General features: G+C 68.2%; 16 protein-coding genes. 11 read left to right on the top strand and 5 right to left on the bottom strand.

Features of this window, described 5'->3' with window-relative positions; genetic code table 11:
- Nucleotides 1-63: 63 nt before the first annotated feature.
- The gene (locus ABZ412_RS02870; protein WP_357275500.1) at nt 64-1,428 is read left to right on the top strand and encodes a cytochrome P450; all 1,365 of its coding nucleotides are present in this window, start codon (nt 64-66) and stop codon (nt 1,426-1,428) included.
- Here ABZ412_RS02870 and ABZ412_RS02865 read toward each other — a convergent pair whose 3' ends face one another.
- Together ABZ412_RS02865 and ABZ412_RS02860 are read right to left on the bottom strand one after the other, a co-directional pair.
- Nucleotides 1,429-1,893, bottom strand: coding sequence for a glutathione peroxidase (locus tag ABZ412_RS02865; protein WP_357275946.1), 465 nt, complete (start codon nt 1,891-1,893; stop codon nt 1,429-1,431). It lies immediately after the preceding gene.
- A gap of 63 nt (nt 1,894-1,956) precedes the next feature.
- Nucleotides 1,957-3,189, bottom strand: a complete 1,233-nt coding sequence (locus ABZ412_RS02860) for a cytochrome P450 (RefSeq protein ID WP_357275497.1) — start codon at nt 3,187-3,189, stop codon at nt 1,957-1,959.
- Between the two features lie 205 nt (nt 3,190-3,394).
- Here ABZ412_RS02860 and ABZ412_RS02855 point away from each other — a divergent pair, with 205 nt between their 5' ends.
- Complete coding sequence (locus tag ABZ412_RS02855) at nt 3,395-5,029, top strand: GMC family oxidoreductase N-terminal domain-containing protein (protein ID WP_357275495.1); 1,635 nt, start codon at nt 3,395-3,397, stop codon at nt 5,027-5,029.
- Between the two features lie 151 nt (nt 5,030-5,180).
- Complete coding sequence (locus ABZ412_RS02850) at nt 5,181-6,176, top strand: TIGR03617 family F420-dependent LLM class oxidoreductase (RefSeq protein WP_357275943.1); 996 nt, start codon at nt 5,181-5,183, stop codon at nt 6,174-6,176.
- Between the two features lie 19 nt (nt 6,177-6,195).
- Here the strand turns inward: ABZ412_RS02850 and ABZ412_RS02845 are convergent, their stop codons facing one another.
- Nucleotides 6,196-7,881 carry a PKD domain-containing protein gene (locus ABZ412_RS02845; protein ID WP_357275492.1) on the bottom strand — a complete coding sequence of 562 codons (1,686 nt, stop codon included), beginning with the start codon at nt 7,879-7,881 and terminating at the stop codon, nt 6,196-6,198.
- Between the two features lie 127 nt (nt 7,882-8,008).
- Here ABZ412_RS02845 and ABZ412_RS02840 point away from each other — a divergent pair, with 127 nt between their 5' ends.
- Genes ABZ412_RS02840 through ABZ412_RS02820 form a run of 5 tightly spaced genes read left to right on the top strand, consistent with a single transcriptional unit; the run spans nt 8,009 to nt 11,372 of the window.
- Nucleotides 8,009-8,443, top strand: a complete 435-nt coding sequence (locus ABZ412_RS02840; protein ID WP_357275490.1) for an MFS transporter — start codon at nt 8,009-8,011, stop codon at nt 8,441-8,443.
- A 19-nt stretch (nt 8,444-8,462) separates the two neighbouring features.
- Nucleotides 8,463-9,242: a (Fe-S)-binding protein gene (locus ABZ412_RS02835; RefSeq protein ID WP_357275488.1), complete on the top strand. Its 780-nt coding sequence runs from the start codon at nt 8,463-8,465 to the stop codon at nt 9,240-9,242.
- Nucleotides 9,239-10,723, top strand: coding sequence for a lactate utilization protein B (locus ABZ412_RS02830; protein ID WP_357275485.1), 1,485 nt, complete (start codon nt 9,239-9,241; stop codon nt 10,721-10,723). The genes ABZ412_RS02835 and ABZ412_RS02830 overlap by 4 nt, the downstream gene beginning before the upstream one ends.
- Complete coding sequence (locus ABZ412_RS02825; protein ID WP_357275483.1) at nt 10,720-11,244, top strand: LUD domain-containing protein; 525 nt, start codon at nt 10,720-10,722, stop codon at nt 11,242-11,244. The genes ABZ412_RS02830 and ABZ412_RS02825 overlap by 4 nt, the downstream gene beginning before the upstream one ends.
- 5 nt (nt 11,245-11,249) lie before the next feature.
- Nucleotides 11,250-11,372: an LUD domain-containing protein gene (locus ABZ412_RS02820; protein ID WP_357275480.1), complete on the top strand. Its 123-nt coding sequence runs from the start codon at nt 11,250-11,252 to the stop codon at nt 11,370-11,372.
- Nucleotides 11,373-11,981: 609 nt separating this feature from the next.
- Here the strand turns inward: ABZ412_RS02820 and ABZ412_RS02815 are convergent.
- Nucleotides 11,982-12,590 carry a TetR/AcrR family transcriptional regulator gene (locus ABZ412_RS02815; protein ID WP_357275478.1) on the bottom strand — a complete coding sequence of 203 codons (609 nt, stop codon included), beginning with the start codon at nt 12,588-12,590 and terminating at the stop codon, nt 11,982-11,984.
- 129 nt (nt 12,591-12,719) lie between these two features.
- Between ABZ412_RS02815 and ABZ412_RS02810 the strand changes: the two genes are divergently transcribed.
- From ABZ412_RS02810 to ABZ412_RS02800, 3 genes are all read left to right on the top strand, one after another.
- Entirely contained in the window at nt 12,720-13,835 is a 1,116-nt protein-coding gene (locus ABZ412_RS02810) for a hypothetical protein (RefSeq protein WP_357275476.1), read from the top strand.
- Nucleotides 13,836-13,837: 2 nt separating this feature from the next.
- Complete coding sequence (locus tag ABZ412_RS02805) at nt 13,838-14,863, top strand: phosphotransferase family protein (RefSeq protein WP_357275473.1); 1,026 nt, start codon at nt 13,838-13,840, stop codon at nt 14,861-14,863.
- 63 nt (nt 14,864-14,926) lie between these two features.
- Nucleotides 14,927-15,118 (top strand): hypothetical protein, encoded by a 192-nt coding sequence (locus ABZ412_RS02800; protein ID WP_357275472.1) that lies wholly within the window; start codon nt 14,927-14,929, stop codon nt 15,116-15,118.
- 67 nt (nt 15,119-15,185) lie between these two features.
- On the opposite strand, the gene ABZ412_RS02795 is transcribed toward ABZ412_RS02800, so the two are convergent.
- Nucleotides 15,186-16,727 carry an MFS transporter gene (locus ABZ412_RS02795; RefSeq protein WP_357275470.1) on the bottom strand — a complete coding sequence of 514 codons (1,542 nt, stop codon included), beginning with the start codon at nt 16,725-16,727 and terminating at the stop codon, nt 15,186-15,188.
- Between the last annotated feature and the right edge of the window lie 46 nt (nt 16,728-16,773).

Below are 16,773 nucleotides of genomic sequence, written 5' to 3'. Positions count from 1 at the left end.
TACCTTGCCGTGCATTCCCTTCCGTAGTACCGTCTGGACAGGTGTCTACCCGGGAGGTCACAGATGACCCTGGTCAAACCGCGCGCGGTATCCGGTGGCGAGCACGAGCACGGCCACTTGGAGGAATTCCGCACCGATCCCATCGCCCTCATGGCCCGGGTTCGGAGCGAATGCGGTGATATCGGCTCGTTCCGATTGGCGGATCGCGATGTCATCCTGCTGACCGGTGCGCAGGCCAATGAGTTCTTCTTCCGCGCCGGCGACGATGAACTCGATCAAGCCGCGGCGTATCCGTTCATGAAGCCGATCTTCGGCGAGGGCGTGGTCTTCGACGCCCCGCCCGAACGGCGCAAGGAAATGCTGCACAACACCGCCCTGCGCGCCGAGCAGATGCGCGGGCACGCCACCACCATCGCCCGCGAGGTGGAACGCATGCTGGCCCGCTGGGGCGACGAGGGCGAGATCGACCTGCTCGAATTCTTCGCCGAACTCACCATCTACACGTCCTCGGCCTGCCTGATCGGGACCAAGTTCCGCGAGGAGCTCGACGACCGCTTCGCGCACCTCTACCATGAGCTCGAGCGCGGTACCGACGCCTACTGCTACGTCGACCCGTACGCCGATATCGAGAGCTTCCGCCGCCGCGACGAGGCCCGCCACCAGCTGGTGAAGCTGGTGCGCCACATCATGGCCGGGCGGATGGCGAATCCGCCGACCGGCAAGGACGATCGGGACATGCTCGACGTGCTGGTGTCGGTGCGCGACGAGCAGGGCCAGCCCCGGTTCTCGGCCAGCGAGGTCACCGGCATCTTCATCTCCATGATGTTCGCCGGTCACCACACCACCTCGGGGACGGCCGCCTGGACCATCATCGAACTGCTCCGGCACCCGGAGGTGCTCGGTCAGGTGGTCGCCGAACTGGACACCCTCTACGCCGACGGCGCGGATGTGAGTTTCCATGCGCTGCGCCAGATTCCGAATCTGGAGGCGGTGCTGAAGGAAGCGCTGCGCCTGCACCCGCCGCTCATCATCCTGATGCGGGTGGCGCGCGAGGAGTTCGAGGTGTGCGGCCACCGCATCGATCCGGGCGACCTGGTGGCGGCGAGTCCCGCTGTCTCCAACCGGATTCCGGAGGCGTTCCCGGATCCGGAGCATTTCGATCCGGGCCGCTACCTGGACCCGAATCAGGAGGATCTGGCCAACCGCTGGAACTGGATCCCGTTCGGCGCGGGCCGGCACCGCTGTGTGGGCGCGGCGTTCGCGCTCATGCAGCTGAAGGCGATCTTCTCGATCCTGTTGCGGGACTGGGAGTTCGAACTGGCGCAGCCGTCCGACAGCTACCGCAACGACCACTCCAAGATGGTGGTCCAGCTGGAACAGCCGTGCGCGGTCCGTTATCGCCGCCGCGCCCGGCCGTCCCAGGACTGACTAGAGCGCGGCCTCGATCGCGGCGACGATCGCCGCGTCCTTGGGCTCGGTGCGCGGGCGGAAACGGCCCAGCACCGAGCCGTCCCGGCCGATCAGGAACTTCTCGAAGTTCCACTGGATGTCCCCGGCCGCGCCGTCGGCGTCGGCCACCTGGGTCAGCTCCTGGTACAGCGGGATGCGGCCATCGCCGTTCACGTCGCTCTTCTCCAGCAACGGGAAGTCCACGCCGTAGGTCGCCGAGCAGAACTCGGCGATCTCCTCGGCGGTGCCCGGCTCCTGGCCCATGAACTGGTTGCACGGCACGCCGACCACGGTGAACCCGCGCGACCCGTAGGTCTGCTGGAGTTCGACCAGGCCCGAGTACTGCGGGGTGAGCCCGCACTTGGAGGCGACATTGACCAGCAGCACGACCTGGTCGTCGGCCAGCTCGGCCAGCGAGGTGGGCTTGTCGGTCAGGGTGCGCAGCGGAATTTCGCGAAGATTGGTCACAAGGCCGAATTCTAGAACGGGTTCGACGGGGTCACCGGCTCAGGAGTAGCGGACCTGCCAATGCTTGATCCCATTGATCCAGCCCGAACGCAGCCGCTGCGGCGGTTCGACCTCGCGGATTTCCGGCATGGCGTCGGCGATGGCATTGAACATCAGGTCGATCTCCAGCCGCGCCAGATTCGCGCCGACACAGAAATGCGTGCCGGTGCCGCCGAACCCGACGTGCGGATTGGGATCGCGCAGCACATCGAATTCGAAGGGGCGGTCGAAGACCTCCTCGTCGAAGTTGGCGGAACTGTAGAACAATCCGACGCGCTGGCCTTCGCGGATCTTCTGCCCGCCGAGTTCGGTGTCCTGGGTGGCGGTCCGCTGGAACGCCGTCACCGGCGTCGCCCAGCGCACGATCTCGTCGGGCGCGGTGTGCGGGCGGCGCTGCCGGTACAGCTCCCACTGATCGGGGTTGTCGACGAAGGCCTTCATTCCGTGCGCGATGGCATTGCGGGTGGTCTCGTTACCCGCCACCGACAGCAGGATGACGAAGAATCCGAATTCGTCGGAGCCCAGCGCCTCGCCGTCGACATCGGCTGTCACCAACTGGCTGACGATGTCGCCGACCGGGCAGGCCCGGCGCTGTTCGGCCATGTTGTAGGCGTAGCCCAGCAATTCGGCATTGGCGGCCATGTTCTGGCCCGCGAATTCCGGATCGTCGTAGTTCATCAGCTGGTTGGACCAGTGGAACAGCTTGTATCGATCGTCCTGCGGCACCCCGAGCAGTTCGGCGATGGCCTGCAGCGGGAGTTCACACGCCACCTGCTCGATGAAATCGCCGCCGCCGGTGGATTTCGCCTCCCGCACAATCTTTTCCGCGCGTTCGGTGAGCGCGGCCCGCAAGCCCTCGACAGCGCGCGGGGTGAAGCCCTTGGACACGATGCGCCGAATCTTGGTGTGCTTCGGCGGATCCATGTTCACCAGCAACGCTTCGCGGCCGAGTTCGAGCTGTTCGGGTTCGGAATCGGCGGGCATCCGGATGATCGAGCCCTTGCGATGGGAGGACCAGAGTTCGGGCCGCCGGGAGATCTCCTTGACGTCCTCGTGGCGGGTGATCACCCAGTACCCGTCGTCGTCCATGGGGGCGGCCTGCTCGGGTGTCTGCGCGTTCCACCAGACGGGTGCGGTACGCCGCAGCAGAGCGAACTCCTCGACCGGACTACGGTCGGCCCAGAGCGCGGGATCGGTGAAGTCGAAGCCGGCGGGCAGTGACGGAACAGACACTGTTCCTCCTCGGGCAAGGTGCCGCTAAGATCACGAAATTGGAACGTGTTTCACAGGAATTCAACCATGCCGACCGGCCATAGGGCAGCGTTTCCAGCCTCCAACCCGAAGTCGATCTTGGGACTGGACAGCCCATCCGGGGTGTCGGCAGACTAGAACCTGTTCTACAGTGATGCCAGGCACACTCGAAGATGAGGTAACTGATATGACCCCTTCCCCGGGCTCCACGTCCGAAGCCGATTACGTCGTCGTTGGCGCGGGTAGCGCCGGCGCCGTGCTGGCGGGGCGCCTCGCGCAGGCCGGCGCGAGCGTGATCCTGTTGGAGGCCGGGCGCAAGGACAACACCCAGCTGGTCACCCGCCCCGGCATGATCTCGATGGTCCACACGGTCCCGCAGCTGAAGAAGCTGGTGACCTGGAAGCAGTACTCGGTCCCGCAGAAGCACGCCAACGACCGCAAGATCCCGATGACCCGCGGCAAGGTGCTCGGCGGCTCGTCCTCGGTCAACGGCATGCTCTACGTGCGCGGCAACAAGGCCAACTTCGACTCCTGGGCCGCCGAGGGCAACAAGGGCTGGTCCTACGACGAGGTCCTGCCAGCCTACAAGCGCCTGGAGAACTGGGTCGACGGCGCCGACGACTACCGCGCCACCGGCGGCCCCATCGAGGTGACCCGCCCCCGCGAGATCACCCCGATCGCCGAGCAGTTCATGACCGCCGCCTCCGAGTCCCTCGGCGCGCCGATCATCAAGGACTACAACGGCGGGTCGCAGGAAGGCCTCTCGATCTTCCAGCAGTCCGTCAAGGACGGCATCCGCTACAGCTCCTCGCGTGGCTTCATCACCAACATGCCGAACTCGCACATGACCGTGCTCACGCACGTGCACGCCACCCGCGTGGTCATCGAGAACGGCCGCGCCACCGGCGTCGAGATCGCCGAGAAGAACGGCACCCGCCGGATCGTGAAGGCCGCCAAGGAGGTCATCGTCTCCGGTGGTGTGATCGGCTCCCCGCAGCTGCTCATGCTCTCGGGCATCGGCCCGGCCGCGCAGCTGCGCGAGCACGGCATCGAGGTCGTCGCGGACCTGCCGGTCGGCCAGAACCTGCACGACCACCTGTTCGTGCCCATGACCTTCGTGTCCAAGAAGGCCATCCACCGCGGCATCCCGACCTACTTCGCGCGCGGCATCCTCAAGGAGATGCGCAACCCGGGCAGCTCCTTCATGGGCCGCACGGTCTTCGAGGCCGCCGGCTTCGTCAAGACCAAGTTCGCCGAGGGCGACCACCCGGACATGCAGATCCACACCCTGCCGTGGAGCTACCCGACGCCCAACCAGGACGCCGACAAGCTGCACCTGGTGGACCGCCGCCCGGCCTTCACCATCATGCCGTCGCTCATCTACCCGAAGAGCCGCGGCGAGATGAAGCTGGCCTCGGCGGACCCGTTCGCCTCGCCGCTCATCGACCCGGGCTACCTGACCGACCCGTGGGACACCGAGTTCCTGGTCGAGGGCATCAAGATGATCCAGGAGATCATGTCGCACAAGAGCATCGCGGGCGACTGGACCGAGAACTTCTTCCCGGGCCAGCAGTGGGCGGACGAGACCGCGCTGCGCCGCGAGCTCCCCAACCGCGTGCACTCGATCTACCACCCGGTCGGCACCTGCCGCATGGGCGTGGACGAGCGCGCGGTCGTCGACCCGACCCTGAAGGTGCACGGCATCGAGGGCCTGCGCGTCGCCGACGCCTCGATCATGCCCAGCATCACCGGCGGCAACACCAACGCGCCGAGCTACATGATCGGCGAGAAGGCCGCCGAGTTCATCAACGGCGGACAGTAATCCCACCGAGCCGCTCCGGAGACTGCTACTTCCCTGGTAGCTCCGGCGCGCGGGTCAGCGGCCACGACCATCGCTGACCTGCAACAGCCCCGGGCCTCCTACCTCTCGGCCCGGGGCTGTTGTCCTTTCTTCCGAGGAGTCAGCGGTGACCCTGCCCGTCGATCTGTGGCTCAACGCGCCACTGGCCGAATCCGCCTCGCGCGCAGCGCGATTGCGCGAACTCGGGGTGGACGGCGTGTTCACCTTCGAGGGCGCGCACGACGTGTTCGCGCCGCTCACCCTGGCCGCCACCGCCGGAACCGACATCATGACCAATGTGGCCATGGCGTTCCCGCGCAGCCCGATGCATCTGGCGCACACCGCGTGGGATCTGCAGGCGCTCTCGGGCGGGCGGTTCCGGCTCGGGCTCGGCAGCCAGATCCGCCCGCACATCGAGAAGCGGTACGGCAGCGTCTGGTCGGAGCCGGTGGAGCGGATGCGCGACACGGTGCTCGCGGTGCAGGCGATTCTGCGGGCCTGGCAGACCGGCGAGCGCCTCGACTACCGCGGGCGGTTCTGGCAGCACACGCTCATGACGCCGCAATTCGATCCGGGTCCGAATCCGTCCGGGCCGCCACCGGTTCTGGTCGGCGCGCTGGGTCCGCGCATGACCGCCATGGCCGCCGAGGTCGCGGACGGGCTGCTGGTCATGCCGTTCACCACCGAGCGCCACTACCGGGAGCGGACCCTCGCCGCGGTGGGCAAGGGCCGCGGCGACTCCACCCGGCCGTTCGAGATCATCGTGGAAGCCATTGTGGCCATGGGCGATACGGAAGAAGAGCTGACCACGGCGCGCAAGGCGGTGCGAAACCTGCTGGCGTTCTACGGTTCCACGCCCGCCTACCGCCCGGTGCTGGAGGTCGAGGGCTGGGCGGATCTGCAGCCCGAGCTCAATCTGCTGTCCAAACAGGGTCGCTGGCGGGAGATGGCCGCACTGATCGACGACACCATGGTCGACGCGCTCACGGTCAGTGGCACGCCCGCTCAGTGCGCCGCGCAGATCCGGAACCGCTTCGGGGACACCGCCGCTCGCGTCTGCTGCTACTTCCCCGGCTACCAGGTCCGCGACGAGGCCATCGCCGACCTGGTAGCCGCACTGCACGCCTGATCGAGACCCGCACTCCTGATCAGCCCACGGTGATGGGCTCGGCCAGCTCGTACAGGCTTCGGCGGCCGGTCATATCGGTGACCACCAGCCGCGGCAGGTTCGGACCGAGCCCGTTGTAGACGTGCGAGGCCGCCGGATCGGTGGTGGTCTCGTGCGAGCCGTCGCCGAAGTACCAGTCGTACCGGCGAATGGCGCCGCCCGCTCGCTCCGCGTCGAAACTGACCGCGTTGCCGGACCGGGCGGTCACCTTCGACGCCGTGAACCCGATACCGAACGGCTCACCGCCACCGAACCATTCGCTGATCCGGGGATTCATCAGGAAGGCGTCGGCGTGCTTGCGCGCGACCTCGAGGTCGGGCGGGGACACGGCCGGGATGGCCCGGCACTGCGGCAGGTCGTTGACCTGGGGGCAGACCAGCAGGCGCAGCGAGGCCGCCTCGTCGCCGAGCGGGTTCAGGGCCGGCGTGCGCTCGGCGGGCTGTGCGATGTCCCGGGGCGTCGTCTGCGCGGGCTCCTTCACGACCTGCGCCGGATCCTGACCGCCGACGGCATCCTCGGTGAACAACCCGTCGGCGGCGGTGGCGTACCCCTCGCCCGCGGCGGCATTGGCGTCGGCGACGGCCTGCCGGAACAACTCCGAGGACACCCGCACGAACTCCGACCAGCGCTGGGTCAACGACTCCGGCACCCGATCCCCGTCGTAGCCGTGGAAGTAGTTGCCCACCAGTACCTTCGGTGTGCCGGGCAGTTGGTGCGCGGCCTGCACCGCCTCCCGCATGCCACGTCCGCCGTACCCGAGAGCGGCTCCGCTGTAATAGGGCACGGCGGCGGCCGGGTTCACCGCGTCCGCGCCCACGCCACCGCATTCTCGGTGCACGGCGGCCGTCAGATCCTGAGTGCCGGGCGTGACGCCCACCGGAATGCCGAAGACCGGGTCCAGATCGTTGAGGCAGCCGTCGATCAGCACCAGATCGACCGGGTAGCCGTTCGCGGTGGCCTCGCCGGTGGCCTTGTCGAGCTGGCAGAACACGTCGAGGGTGGCGTCCCCGCCGGGGCATTTGCCGGTCGGGTGCTCGCCGGGCGCGTCCAGGGCGGCGCCGGAGGCGGTGTAGTCGTGCAGGGTGGCGCCGCGGCCGGTCCTGGATCCGAGGGCATCGGCCACCACGTTGGCGAAGCTGTGCTTGCGCGGGGCGCTCACGCCGCCGAGCACCGACTGGCCCCACAACACCGAGTCGCCGACCGAGACCACGTGCAGCGGGCGGCAATCCCGGTTCACCCGGAAGTTCCACGGCTTGCCGTAGCCGCTGACGTCGCCGCCCGGGATCCGAGCGCGCGCGTCCACGCGGAGCAGGCCGTCGCTGGGTAGCTCGTCGTGTCGGAGGTCGAACCCGACCGCCATCACGTCGTTCTCCACCACGGTGATGCCGCTGCGAATCGGCTGGCCGCCACCGAGAATCCGCCACTCCACCTCCGCGTGCGAGTCGACTCCCGGCGGGAAGTAGACGGCGGCGGTGCCGTGCAGCGGGCCGGCGCACGGCCCGTCGGGGGGTGCGCTGACGTCGATGATGAGGGGAAGGTCGCTCGCGGGTTCGGCGACGGCGGGTAGCGGCCGACCAGCCTGCGCCACGATTCCGGCCACCGCGATCGCACCCGCCAGGGCCGGCAGCAGGGCCGCGCGACACCGGCGAGATCGCCACACTTTCATTGCTCCTCCTGGGAGATGCGCAATCCGACAGCAGACCATAGTGCGGATGCGGCGGCACGGCACTCGGAGGCGCGCCGAAATGGCCCAATTTAGCCCGTTCTACCTGCGAATCTGTTAGACAAAAGGGATGAACGCGAGAAATCTGACACTCGCTACAGCCGCCTTCGCATTCACCTTCTTGGCATGGAATCTGATTGGTCCGCTATCGAGCAGCTATACCAAGCGGCTGGACCTCTCCCCCGGCCGGCAATCGCTGTTGGTCGCCACCCCGGTCCTGGTCGGATCGCTGGGCCGGATTCCGGTCGGCGTGCTGACCGACAAATTCGGCGGGCGGTTGATGTTCACCGCCATCTGCTTCATCTCGATCATCCCGGTGCTGCTCGTCGGATGGTCGAATTCCTTTGCGGCGCTGCTCACCCCGCGCCTGGTCGACCACCTCGGCCGCACCCAGACCCACGTGCTGATGGCCGTCGCGCTGGCCGTGATGGGCGCGATCATGTGGCTGTTCGCCCGCAACGCCCCGCAGTGGCAACCGGCCACCGAAGTCCGCCACAGCGTTTGACCACTACGGAAGGGACCGTATGCGTATCGCTCTCTTCGTCACCTGCATCAACGATGTGCTCTACCCCGGCACCGGACAGGCCACGGTGAAACTGCTGCGGCGGCTCGGCGTCGAGGTGGAATTCCCGACGGCACAGAGCTGCTGCGGGCAGATGCACTGCAATACCGGGTACCGCGCCGACACCGCGAAACTGGCGCGGCACTTCGTCAAGGTGCTCGGGGGCTACGACCGCATCATCGTGCCGTCGGCCTCGTGCGGGCAGGCGCCGCGCGAGTTCTATATGACAGTCGCCGAGGCCACCGGTGATTCGAGGCTCGCCCTCGACACCCAGGCCATTCTGCCCAGAATCCGCGAGGTCACCGAATTCATTACCGACGACCTCGGAATCCACGATGTGGGCGCGTATTTCCCGCACCGGGTCACCTATCACCCGACCTGCCATTCCCTGCGCGTCCAGCACATCGGCGACCGGCCGCTGACGCTGCTGCGCGCGGTGGCGGGCATCGACCTGGTGGAACTGCCCGCCGCCGAGGAATGCTGTGGGTTCGGCGGCACCTTCGCGGTCAAGAACGGGGCGGTGTCGGGCGCGATGAACGGCGACAAGGCTCGGCATGTCCGCGAGACCGGCGCGAATGTGCTGACAGCCGTGGACAATTCGTGCCTGATGAACATCGGCGGGCGGCTCGCCAAGGACGGGACCGACGTCCGCAGCCTGCACCTGGTGGAGATCCTGGCCCGCACCACCGCCGACGGGCCGATGCCCGGGCTGCCGCTCGCCGCCGCGGAAGTGGTGTCATGAGCAAGAGTTTCGTGGGCTGGCCGCCGTTCCCGAAGGCCGCCGAACGATCCACCCGCGATCCGCAACTGCGCGCCAATGTGCACCGGGCCACCCACACCATCCGCGCGAAACGCGACGGGCTGGTCGGCGAACGGCCCGACTGGGAGCAGCTGCGCGACAGCGCCGCCGCCATCAAAGACACCGCGCTGCACCATCTCGACTCCTATCTGGTGCGGCTGGAGGCCGCGGTGGAGGCGGCGGGCGGGGTGGTGCACTGGGCGCGCGACGCCGCCGAAGCCTGCCTGATCGTCACCGAGCTGGTGCGCCGCACCGGGGAGACCCGGATCGTCAAGGCCAAATCCATGCTCACCGAGGAGATCGGGCTCGACGACGCGCTGCGCGCCGCCGGGATCGACGCCCGCGAAACCGATCTCGCCGAGATCATCCTGCACCTCGGCGACGACCTGCCCTCCCACATCGTGGTGCCCTCGATGCACCTGAACCGCGGGCAGATTCGCGACATCTTCACCGCGGAGATGGGGAAGCACGGGCGGCCCGCCCCGGCCGGGCTCACCGACGATCCGAACGAACTGGCGGACGCCGCGCGACTGCACCTGCGCGAGAAGTTCCTGGCCGCCAAGGTCGGCGTCACCGGCGGCAACTTCCTGGTCGCCGAGACCGGCACCGTGGTGATGGTGGAATCGGAGGGCAACGGCCGCATGTGCCTGACCCTGCCCGAGACCCTCATCTCGGTGGTCGGCATCGAGAAGGTGGTGCCGACCTGGCGCGACCTCGAGGTGTTCCTGCAACTGCTGGCCCGCAGCTCCACCGGCGAACGCATGTCGCCCTACGTGTCCACCTGGACAGGCGTCACCGACCGCGACGGGCCACGCGAATTCCACCTGGTCCTGGTCGACAACGGCCGCACCCGCGCCCTGGCCGACCCGCTCGGGCGACAAGCACTGCGCTGCATCAGATGTGGCGCGTGCATGAACATCTGCCCGGTCTACGAACGCACCGGCGGGCAGACCTACGGCTCGGTGTACCCGGGACCGATCGGGGCCATCTTGAACCCGCTGCTCAAAGGCGCGGACGATCCGCAGACCGCGTCACTGCCGTACGCGTCCTCATTGTGCGGCGCGTGCAACGAGGTGTGTCCCGTACGCATCGACATCACGGGCAACCTTCTCGAACTGCGCAACGATATCGCCGAGGGACCGGCCCAGGTGAAGCATCGCGCCGAACGCGCGGCACTCGACGTGGTCGAGCGCATGATGTACCACCCGCACCTCTGGGCCGCGGCGGTGAAGACAGCGGGGATCGCGGGCGTGGTCGCACCGAAAAAGCGTCTGCCGCCGCCGCTTTCGGGATGGACGCGGAGCCGGTTGGTGCCCGCCGTGCCCAGGGAGTCCTTCCGGACCTGGTGGGCGCGAACCCATGGCGGGCGCGATGGCAATGGGCAGGTCGACGCGATGGGCAACGGACACGGAGGGCTGCGATGAGCGCGCGCGAGGTCGTACTCACCCGCATTCGGGAGGCGCTGTCGGACCTGCCCGCCGCGCAACGCACCACCACCGTGCCGCGCGACTACCTCGGGCAGGCACCGGGAATCGACGAACGGGACCCGGCCGCGGTCACGGCACTGTTCCTCGAACGGCTGAAGCACTATGGCGCGCAATCGCATCGGGTGCGCGCCGCGGAGCTGTCCGCCGCCATCGCGGCGGCACTGCGCGAGCACGGGGCATCGAGCGTGCTCGCTCCGGCCGGGCTGCCCGCGTCCTGGCTGACGGACTGGGCGCACGGGTCCGGGAATCGCGTCGTCTCCGATGATCCACAGTTGTCCCCAGCCGAACTCGACGCTGTGGATGCCGTGGTCACCGGTTGCGCCGCGGCGATCGCCGATTCGGGCACCGTGGTACTCGACGGCGGCCCCGGTCAGGGCCGGCGCGCGCCGACACTGGTGCCCGACTGCCATGTCTGCGTGGTGGGGGCCGAGCAGATCGCCTCGTCGATCCGGAGGTGATCGGCGTGCTGGACCCGCACCGGCCGCTGACCTGGTTCAGCGGGCCGTCCGCGACGGTGGACATCGAGATGATCCGGGTGCAGGGCGTGCACGGCCCCCGGCAGCTGGTGGTCATCGTGGTCGACTAGCCCCGAAAAGGGGGAATTAGCAGGACTTTTCACTGTTACAAGATCTTGTTAAGGCCGCGCCAAGCACGGCTGGGCATCGTTGTGTCCAACGCCGGAACGCACCGGCGGACCCACCGAGCCACCTTTCCTGGGGCGGGAATGCTGGGGCCGGCCCGTCCACGAGGGGTGACGGGCCGCCCACAGCACACCGATCGACTGGCGTCTCGCTGGGGTATCCGGCCTGCCGCGAAGGGGGTGGCAGGCAGGCGCAGAACCCGCGAGTCCGTCCACGAGGGGTGACGGACACGCGGGTCTGTGTTTTTTCCGCCCTCCGCTTCGCTCCGGGTGGGTTCGCGGCCCTGGAGGTCTCGTTCTTCCCTCCCTCCCTCCGCTCCGCCTCCCCCGCTCCAGCGCGGGGAGGCGGAGCGCAGTCCAGAACTAGACGCGCCACGAACCACCTCGCACTTCAATCGCCCGGTGGACCCAGGTCGAATGATCTTGTTATCCGCGAATGTGGCCTTCACGACTCGAGAGACGGCATCATGGAAGGCAAGAGCGCCAAGCAGATTGGGATGGACGATGGAAACCTTGGTCGTACTGGCTCTGGCCTGCCTGATCTACTGGTGGGGCCTACTCTGATCGGGGAGTTTGCGCGACCGCGTAGAGGGCGTCGGCGATCCGGCGGCTGAAGTGGTCGGCATCCTCGGTCCCGTGGGTGAGCGCGCGCATCAGAGTCGCGCCCCGCAGGAATTCGAAGACCGCCTCGGTGTCGCATGTCCGGGCCGCCTGGCCGGAGTCGGCGGCCGCTGTCAGCAGCTCGCCCAGCGCCTGAATCGTGGGGCGCTCGCCGCCGTCGAGCAGGCGGCGGTAGCTCTCCCGATCGTCGTGATACTCCGACAGCAGGCCGGGGATGGCCGAGCGGGCGGCGGGATGCGCGGCCGCGTTCAGGAACAGGCGCGTCCACGCCAATAGGTCGGCGCGCAGGTCGCCGGTGGGGGCCGGATGGTTCTCGGTGTCCAGCGCGAAGATCGCGTCCTCGACCAGCGCCCGCTTCCCCGGCCAGCGGCGGTAGATCGAGGTGGTGACCACCCCGGCCCGGCGGGCCACGGCCGCGATGGTGGTGGCCTGGTAGCCGTCCCGCACCAGGAGTTCCTGGGTGGCGGTCAGCACCTGCGCGTCCAGCTGCGGATCCCGGGGACGGCCGGGGCCGGTGCGGGCGGTCCCTGTCGCTGCGGTCACGTGGTCTCCCTGTGGTCGGCCGGGGCGAATCTTCTGGAACAGGCTACATTCCAGCCTTATTTGGAATACGCTGCGCCTCGTATTTTAATTGAGAGTGGCGCAGGCCACACCGCTGAGAGGCAGCCGTCGATGCTGACGCCCCAGGACGAACTACTCGCCCACCAGCTCCCCACCACCTTCGACCACGTGCAGCAGAGCGATCTGCGCTGGACCGAACGCGTCGTCCTGTACGGCTTCGACACCACCGGCGAGATCAGCGTCATGACCGGCATGGCGCGCTACCCCAATCGCAATGTGCTCGACGCCTACGCCATGGTCACCATCGGCAACAAGACCGCCCACGTGGTCCGGCTCTCCCGCGAGATCGGCGACCGCTACGACGGCATCGCCGACTGGACCGTCGGGCCGTTCAAGTACGAGATCGTGGAGCCGCTGCGCACGGTCCGCGCCACTCTCGGCGACAACGACCACGGCATCCGGCTGGAGCTCGAACTCGCGGGCGAATTCCCGGCCTACGAGCAGGAACCTGCCTTCTTCCGCAGCCGCGGCCGGGTCCGAGAGGACGCGCGCCGCTACTACCAGAACGGGCGCGTCTCGGGCTGGATCGAGGTCGAGGGCGCCCGCTTCGAGATCGACCCCGACACCTGGTGGTTCGGACGCGACCACTCCTGGGGCACCCGCCACGGGGGTGGCGGCGGCAGCCTCGGCGAGGGCGAGGGCCTGCAGCCCGGCGACATCCCCGACGGCGTCCTCTATTACATGGGCATCTTCCAGTTCGATGACGAACTCGTGCACTTCGCGCAGCGCGAGACCGCCGACGGGCAGCGCTGGCACTTCGAGGGCACCGTGCTGTCGCCGCTGGACTCCGGCAGGCAGCCCATCCCCATCGCCACCACCGACCACGCGCTCACCTTCCGCGACGACTTCCGCATCGTCAGAGGCGGCAGCTTCACGGTGCGCTCCGCCGACGGGCGCGATCGCGAATTCACCATCACCCCCGTCTCCGGCTTCTGGCCCGGCCTGGCCGGATACGACCACTACCGCGGCTACGCCTCCGGACTGTGGAAGGGCCCGAACTGGAGCGACGGCTTCACCGCCGACCTCACCGACACCGCCGACCTGAAGCAGGTCAGCATGCTCAGCGAGACCTTCTGCCGGGTCGAGACCGAGGGCAAGGTCGGCTACGGACTGGTCGAAATGGTCTGCATGGGCCGCAACGCGCGGTACGGGTACGAAGGGTACTGACCGTGACCGCCATCAGAATTCCCGCCGAGCACCTCGGGGCGGCACTGGAACCGCGGGTGCGCGAGCATCTTTCGGCCTCCGGCGCGGCTCGCGTCCGCGATCTCGCGCGTACCGAGCGCGGATTCGCCACCGAGACCTACCTTTTCACCGTCGAGGACGAATCCGGCAGCACTCCCCTGGTACTGCGCCGCCCACCGGACCTGTCGTTGTTCCCCGACTACGACCTGCTGCGACAGGTACTGGTCATGCGACGACTGGCCGGCACCGGGCTACCCGTCCCCGAGGTGGCCTGGCTCGAGCGCGGGGACAATCCGCTCGGCAGCCCGTACTTCGTCATGCACCGGCTGGACGGGCAGGCCCCCAGCGACTATCCGTCGTATCACGCCGCCGGGAACTACTTCGAGGCCACGCCCGAACAACGGGCCCGCATGTGGTGGGGGTGCGTGGACACTATCGCCACCGTCAACCAACTGGATTGGCGGGCACTGGGATTGGACTTCCTCGCCTTCCCGCGACACGGGACCGGGGTGGTCGAACAAGGGGTGAACTATCTCGAAGGAGCGCTGCGCTGGGCCTGCGAAGGGGATCCGCCCGAGACGTACCGGCGTGCGGTCGCCTACCTTCGCGACAACCTCTACGAGCCGGAGCGGCCCTGCCTGTGCTGGGGCGACGCCCGCATGTCGAACATCCTCTACGACAAGGACTTCCAGGTCCGCGGCGTCCTCGACTGGGAGATCGCCCATCTCGGTGCGCCCGAATCGGATCTGGCCTGGTTGTTGTTCCTGGACTGGGCCTGCAGCGAATACGAGGGCCATCCGCCGCTACCGGGCACCCCGACCCGCGAGGAGACCATCGCCCACTACGAGAAGAGCACCGGGTATCAGGTCCGCGATCTCGAATACCAGGAGATCTTCTCCGCCGCCCTGCTGTCGATTCCGCTGCTGCGCATGACCCATCGCGTGCAACTGCCCCCGGAAATGAACATCACCGGCTTCTGCACCGCCCGCATCGAGCAATTACTGAACTGACAGTGTCGCCGTCCACCGATACGCTGTCGCGGCACGTTTCATTTCGATCGGGGGGGTTCCCTAATGCTGCGTCTGGGTATCTGGATGGCGATTCTCGGCTTCGGCTCGCTGTTCCTGGAGAAGGCCGATATGCACTTCATCATCCTGGCCTGGGCTGACGATATGCAGCCCGGCTTCGGCATCGTGCTCGGGGCGATCGGGGTACTGGTGGCGCTGGTCTCGTTCGGCATGCAGGCCAAGGACGAGTCGGCCTGAGCCATCAGGAAATAGACGATTCCGCCCCCGGCAGTACGCCGGGGGCGGAATCGTTTTCAGGGGTCGGCTAGCGGGCCTGCGCCAGCTCCGGCTCGGCCGTCTCCTCCGGAAGTCCTTCCGGTGCCGCCGCCTTCGCGCCCTTCATCAGGAAGAAGGCGATCACCGTGGCCGCCAGGACCGCCGCGCCACCCGCCAGGAAGGTGGTCGACATGGCGTGGGTGAAGGCGTCGCGAGCCGCGTTCAGCAGGGCGGCGTCGCCGGTGGCGAAGGCTCCGGCGATGCTGTCGCGGGCCGCCGCCGGGGCGTCGGAAGGCATTCCGTCGGTGTAGGTTCCGGCCAGGATCGCACCCAGCACGGCCACGCCCAGCGCGCCACCGGTCTGCTGGATGGTGTCGTTCAGGGCCGAACCGACGCCGGCCTGCTCCGGCGGGATGGCCCCCATCAGCGCGCCGATCGCGGCGGGCATGGCCAGACCGGCGCCCGCGCCGACCAGCGCCATGGCGAGGGCCGCGGCCCAGAAGCCCGAGTCGGTGTCGAGCGCGGCCAGGGCGCCCGAACCGGCGGCCAGCACCAGCATGCCGAGCAGGGTCAGCGGGCGGACGCCCAGCTTCTGCACCAGACCCGCGCCCACACCCTGCGCCACCAGGGCGGCGAAGGCCAGCGGGGTGAAGGCCAGCGCGGTCTTCATCGGCGTGTAGCCGAGCACGAACTGCAGGTACTGGGTCAGCAGCAGGAGCAGACCGGCATTGGCGAAGGTGACCAGTACCAGCGAGAAGCTGGATCCGGTGAAGACGCGGTTGCGGAACAGCTGCAGCGGCACCATCGGGTGTTCGGCCTTCAGTTCACGAATCAGGAAGGCCACCAGGAAGAGCGCGGCGACCACCAGCGAAACCCAGGTTCCGGCAAGGCCCTTGGTCGGGAACTCGATGATGCCCCACACCAGCGCCACGGTGCCGACGATGGACAGCGCCATGCCCGGCAGATCGGTCGGGCGGGCCGGGCCCTTGGACTCCGGCATCAGGGTCATGGCCGCCACGATGGCCACCGCCGCGATCGGCACGTTCAGCAGGAAGACCGCGCCCCACCACACGTGTTCGAGCATGAGGCCGCCCAGCACCGGGCCGCCGACCATGCCGATCATGGCGACACTGCTCCAGGCGGCGATCGCCCTGGGGCGCTCCTGCTCGTCGAACACGGTGATCAGGATGGACAGGGTGCTCGGCATGATGAGCGCGCCGCCGATGCCCATGATCACGCGGCCGCCGATCAGCATCTCGGGGCTGGTGGCGTAGGCGGCCAGCAGCGAGGCCGCGCCGAAGAGCACCAGGCCCAAGACCATCACCAGCCGGCGGCCGAAGCGGTCGGAGAGACTGCCCGTGGTGAGCAGCAGGCCCGCGAAGACCAGGATGTAGGAGTCGATCACCCACTGCAGCGCCTGCGGGCCGGCGTGCAGGTCGGTGGCGATCTGGGGCAGGGCGACGGTGAGCACCATATTGTCGATCACCAGCACCAGGGAGCTCAGGCAGAGCACCACCAGGATCAGCCAGCGCCGCGGGTCGCGCTGGGCGACCGGCGCTGGCAGCGCCTCGGCCGTGTCTTTCGCAGTCATTGTTGTCCCCTTCGAGAAGCGGTTCCGCACACTGTGCGGCGTTGTC

Origin of the sequence: Nocardia sp. NPDC005746 (assembly GCF_040630785.1) — a bacterium.
Classification (GTDB): domain Bacteria; phylum Actinomycetota; class Actinomycetes; order Mycobacteriales; family Mycobacteriaceae; genus Nocardia.
The sequence above is the reverse complement of the archived record's forward strand: the minus strand, read 5'-3'. Positions and strand labels throughout refer to the sequence as shown.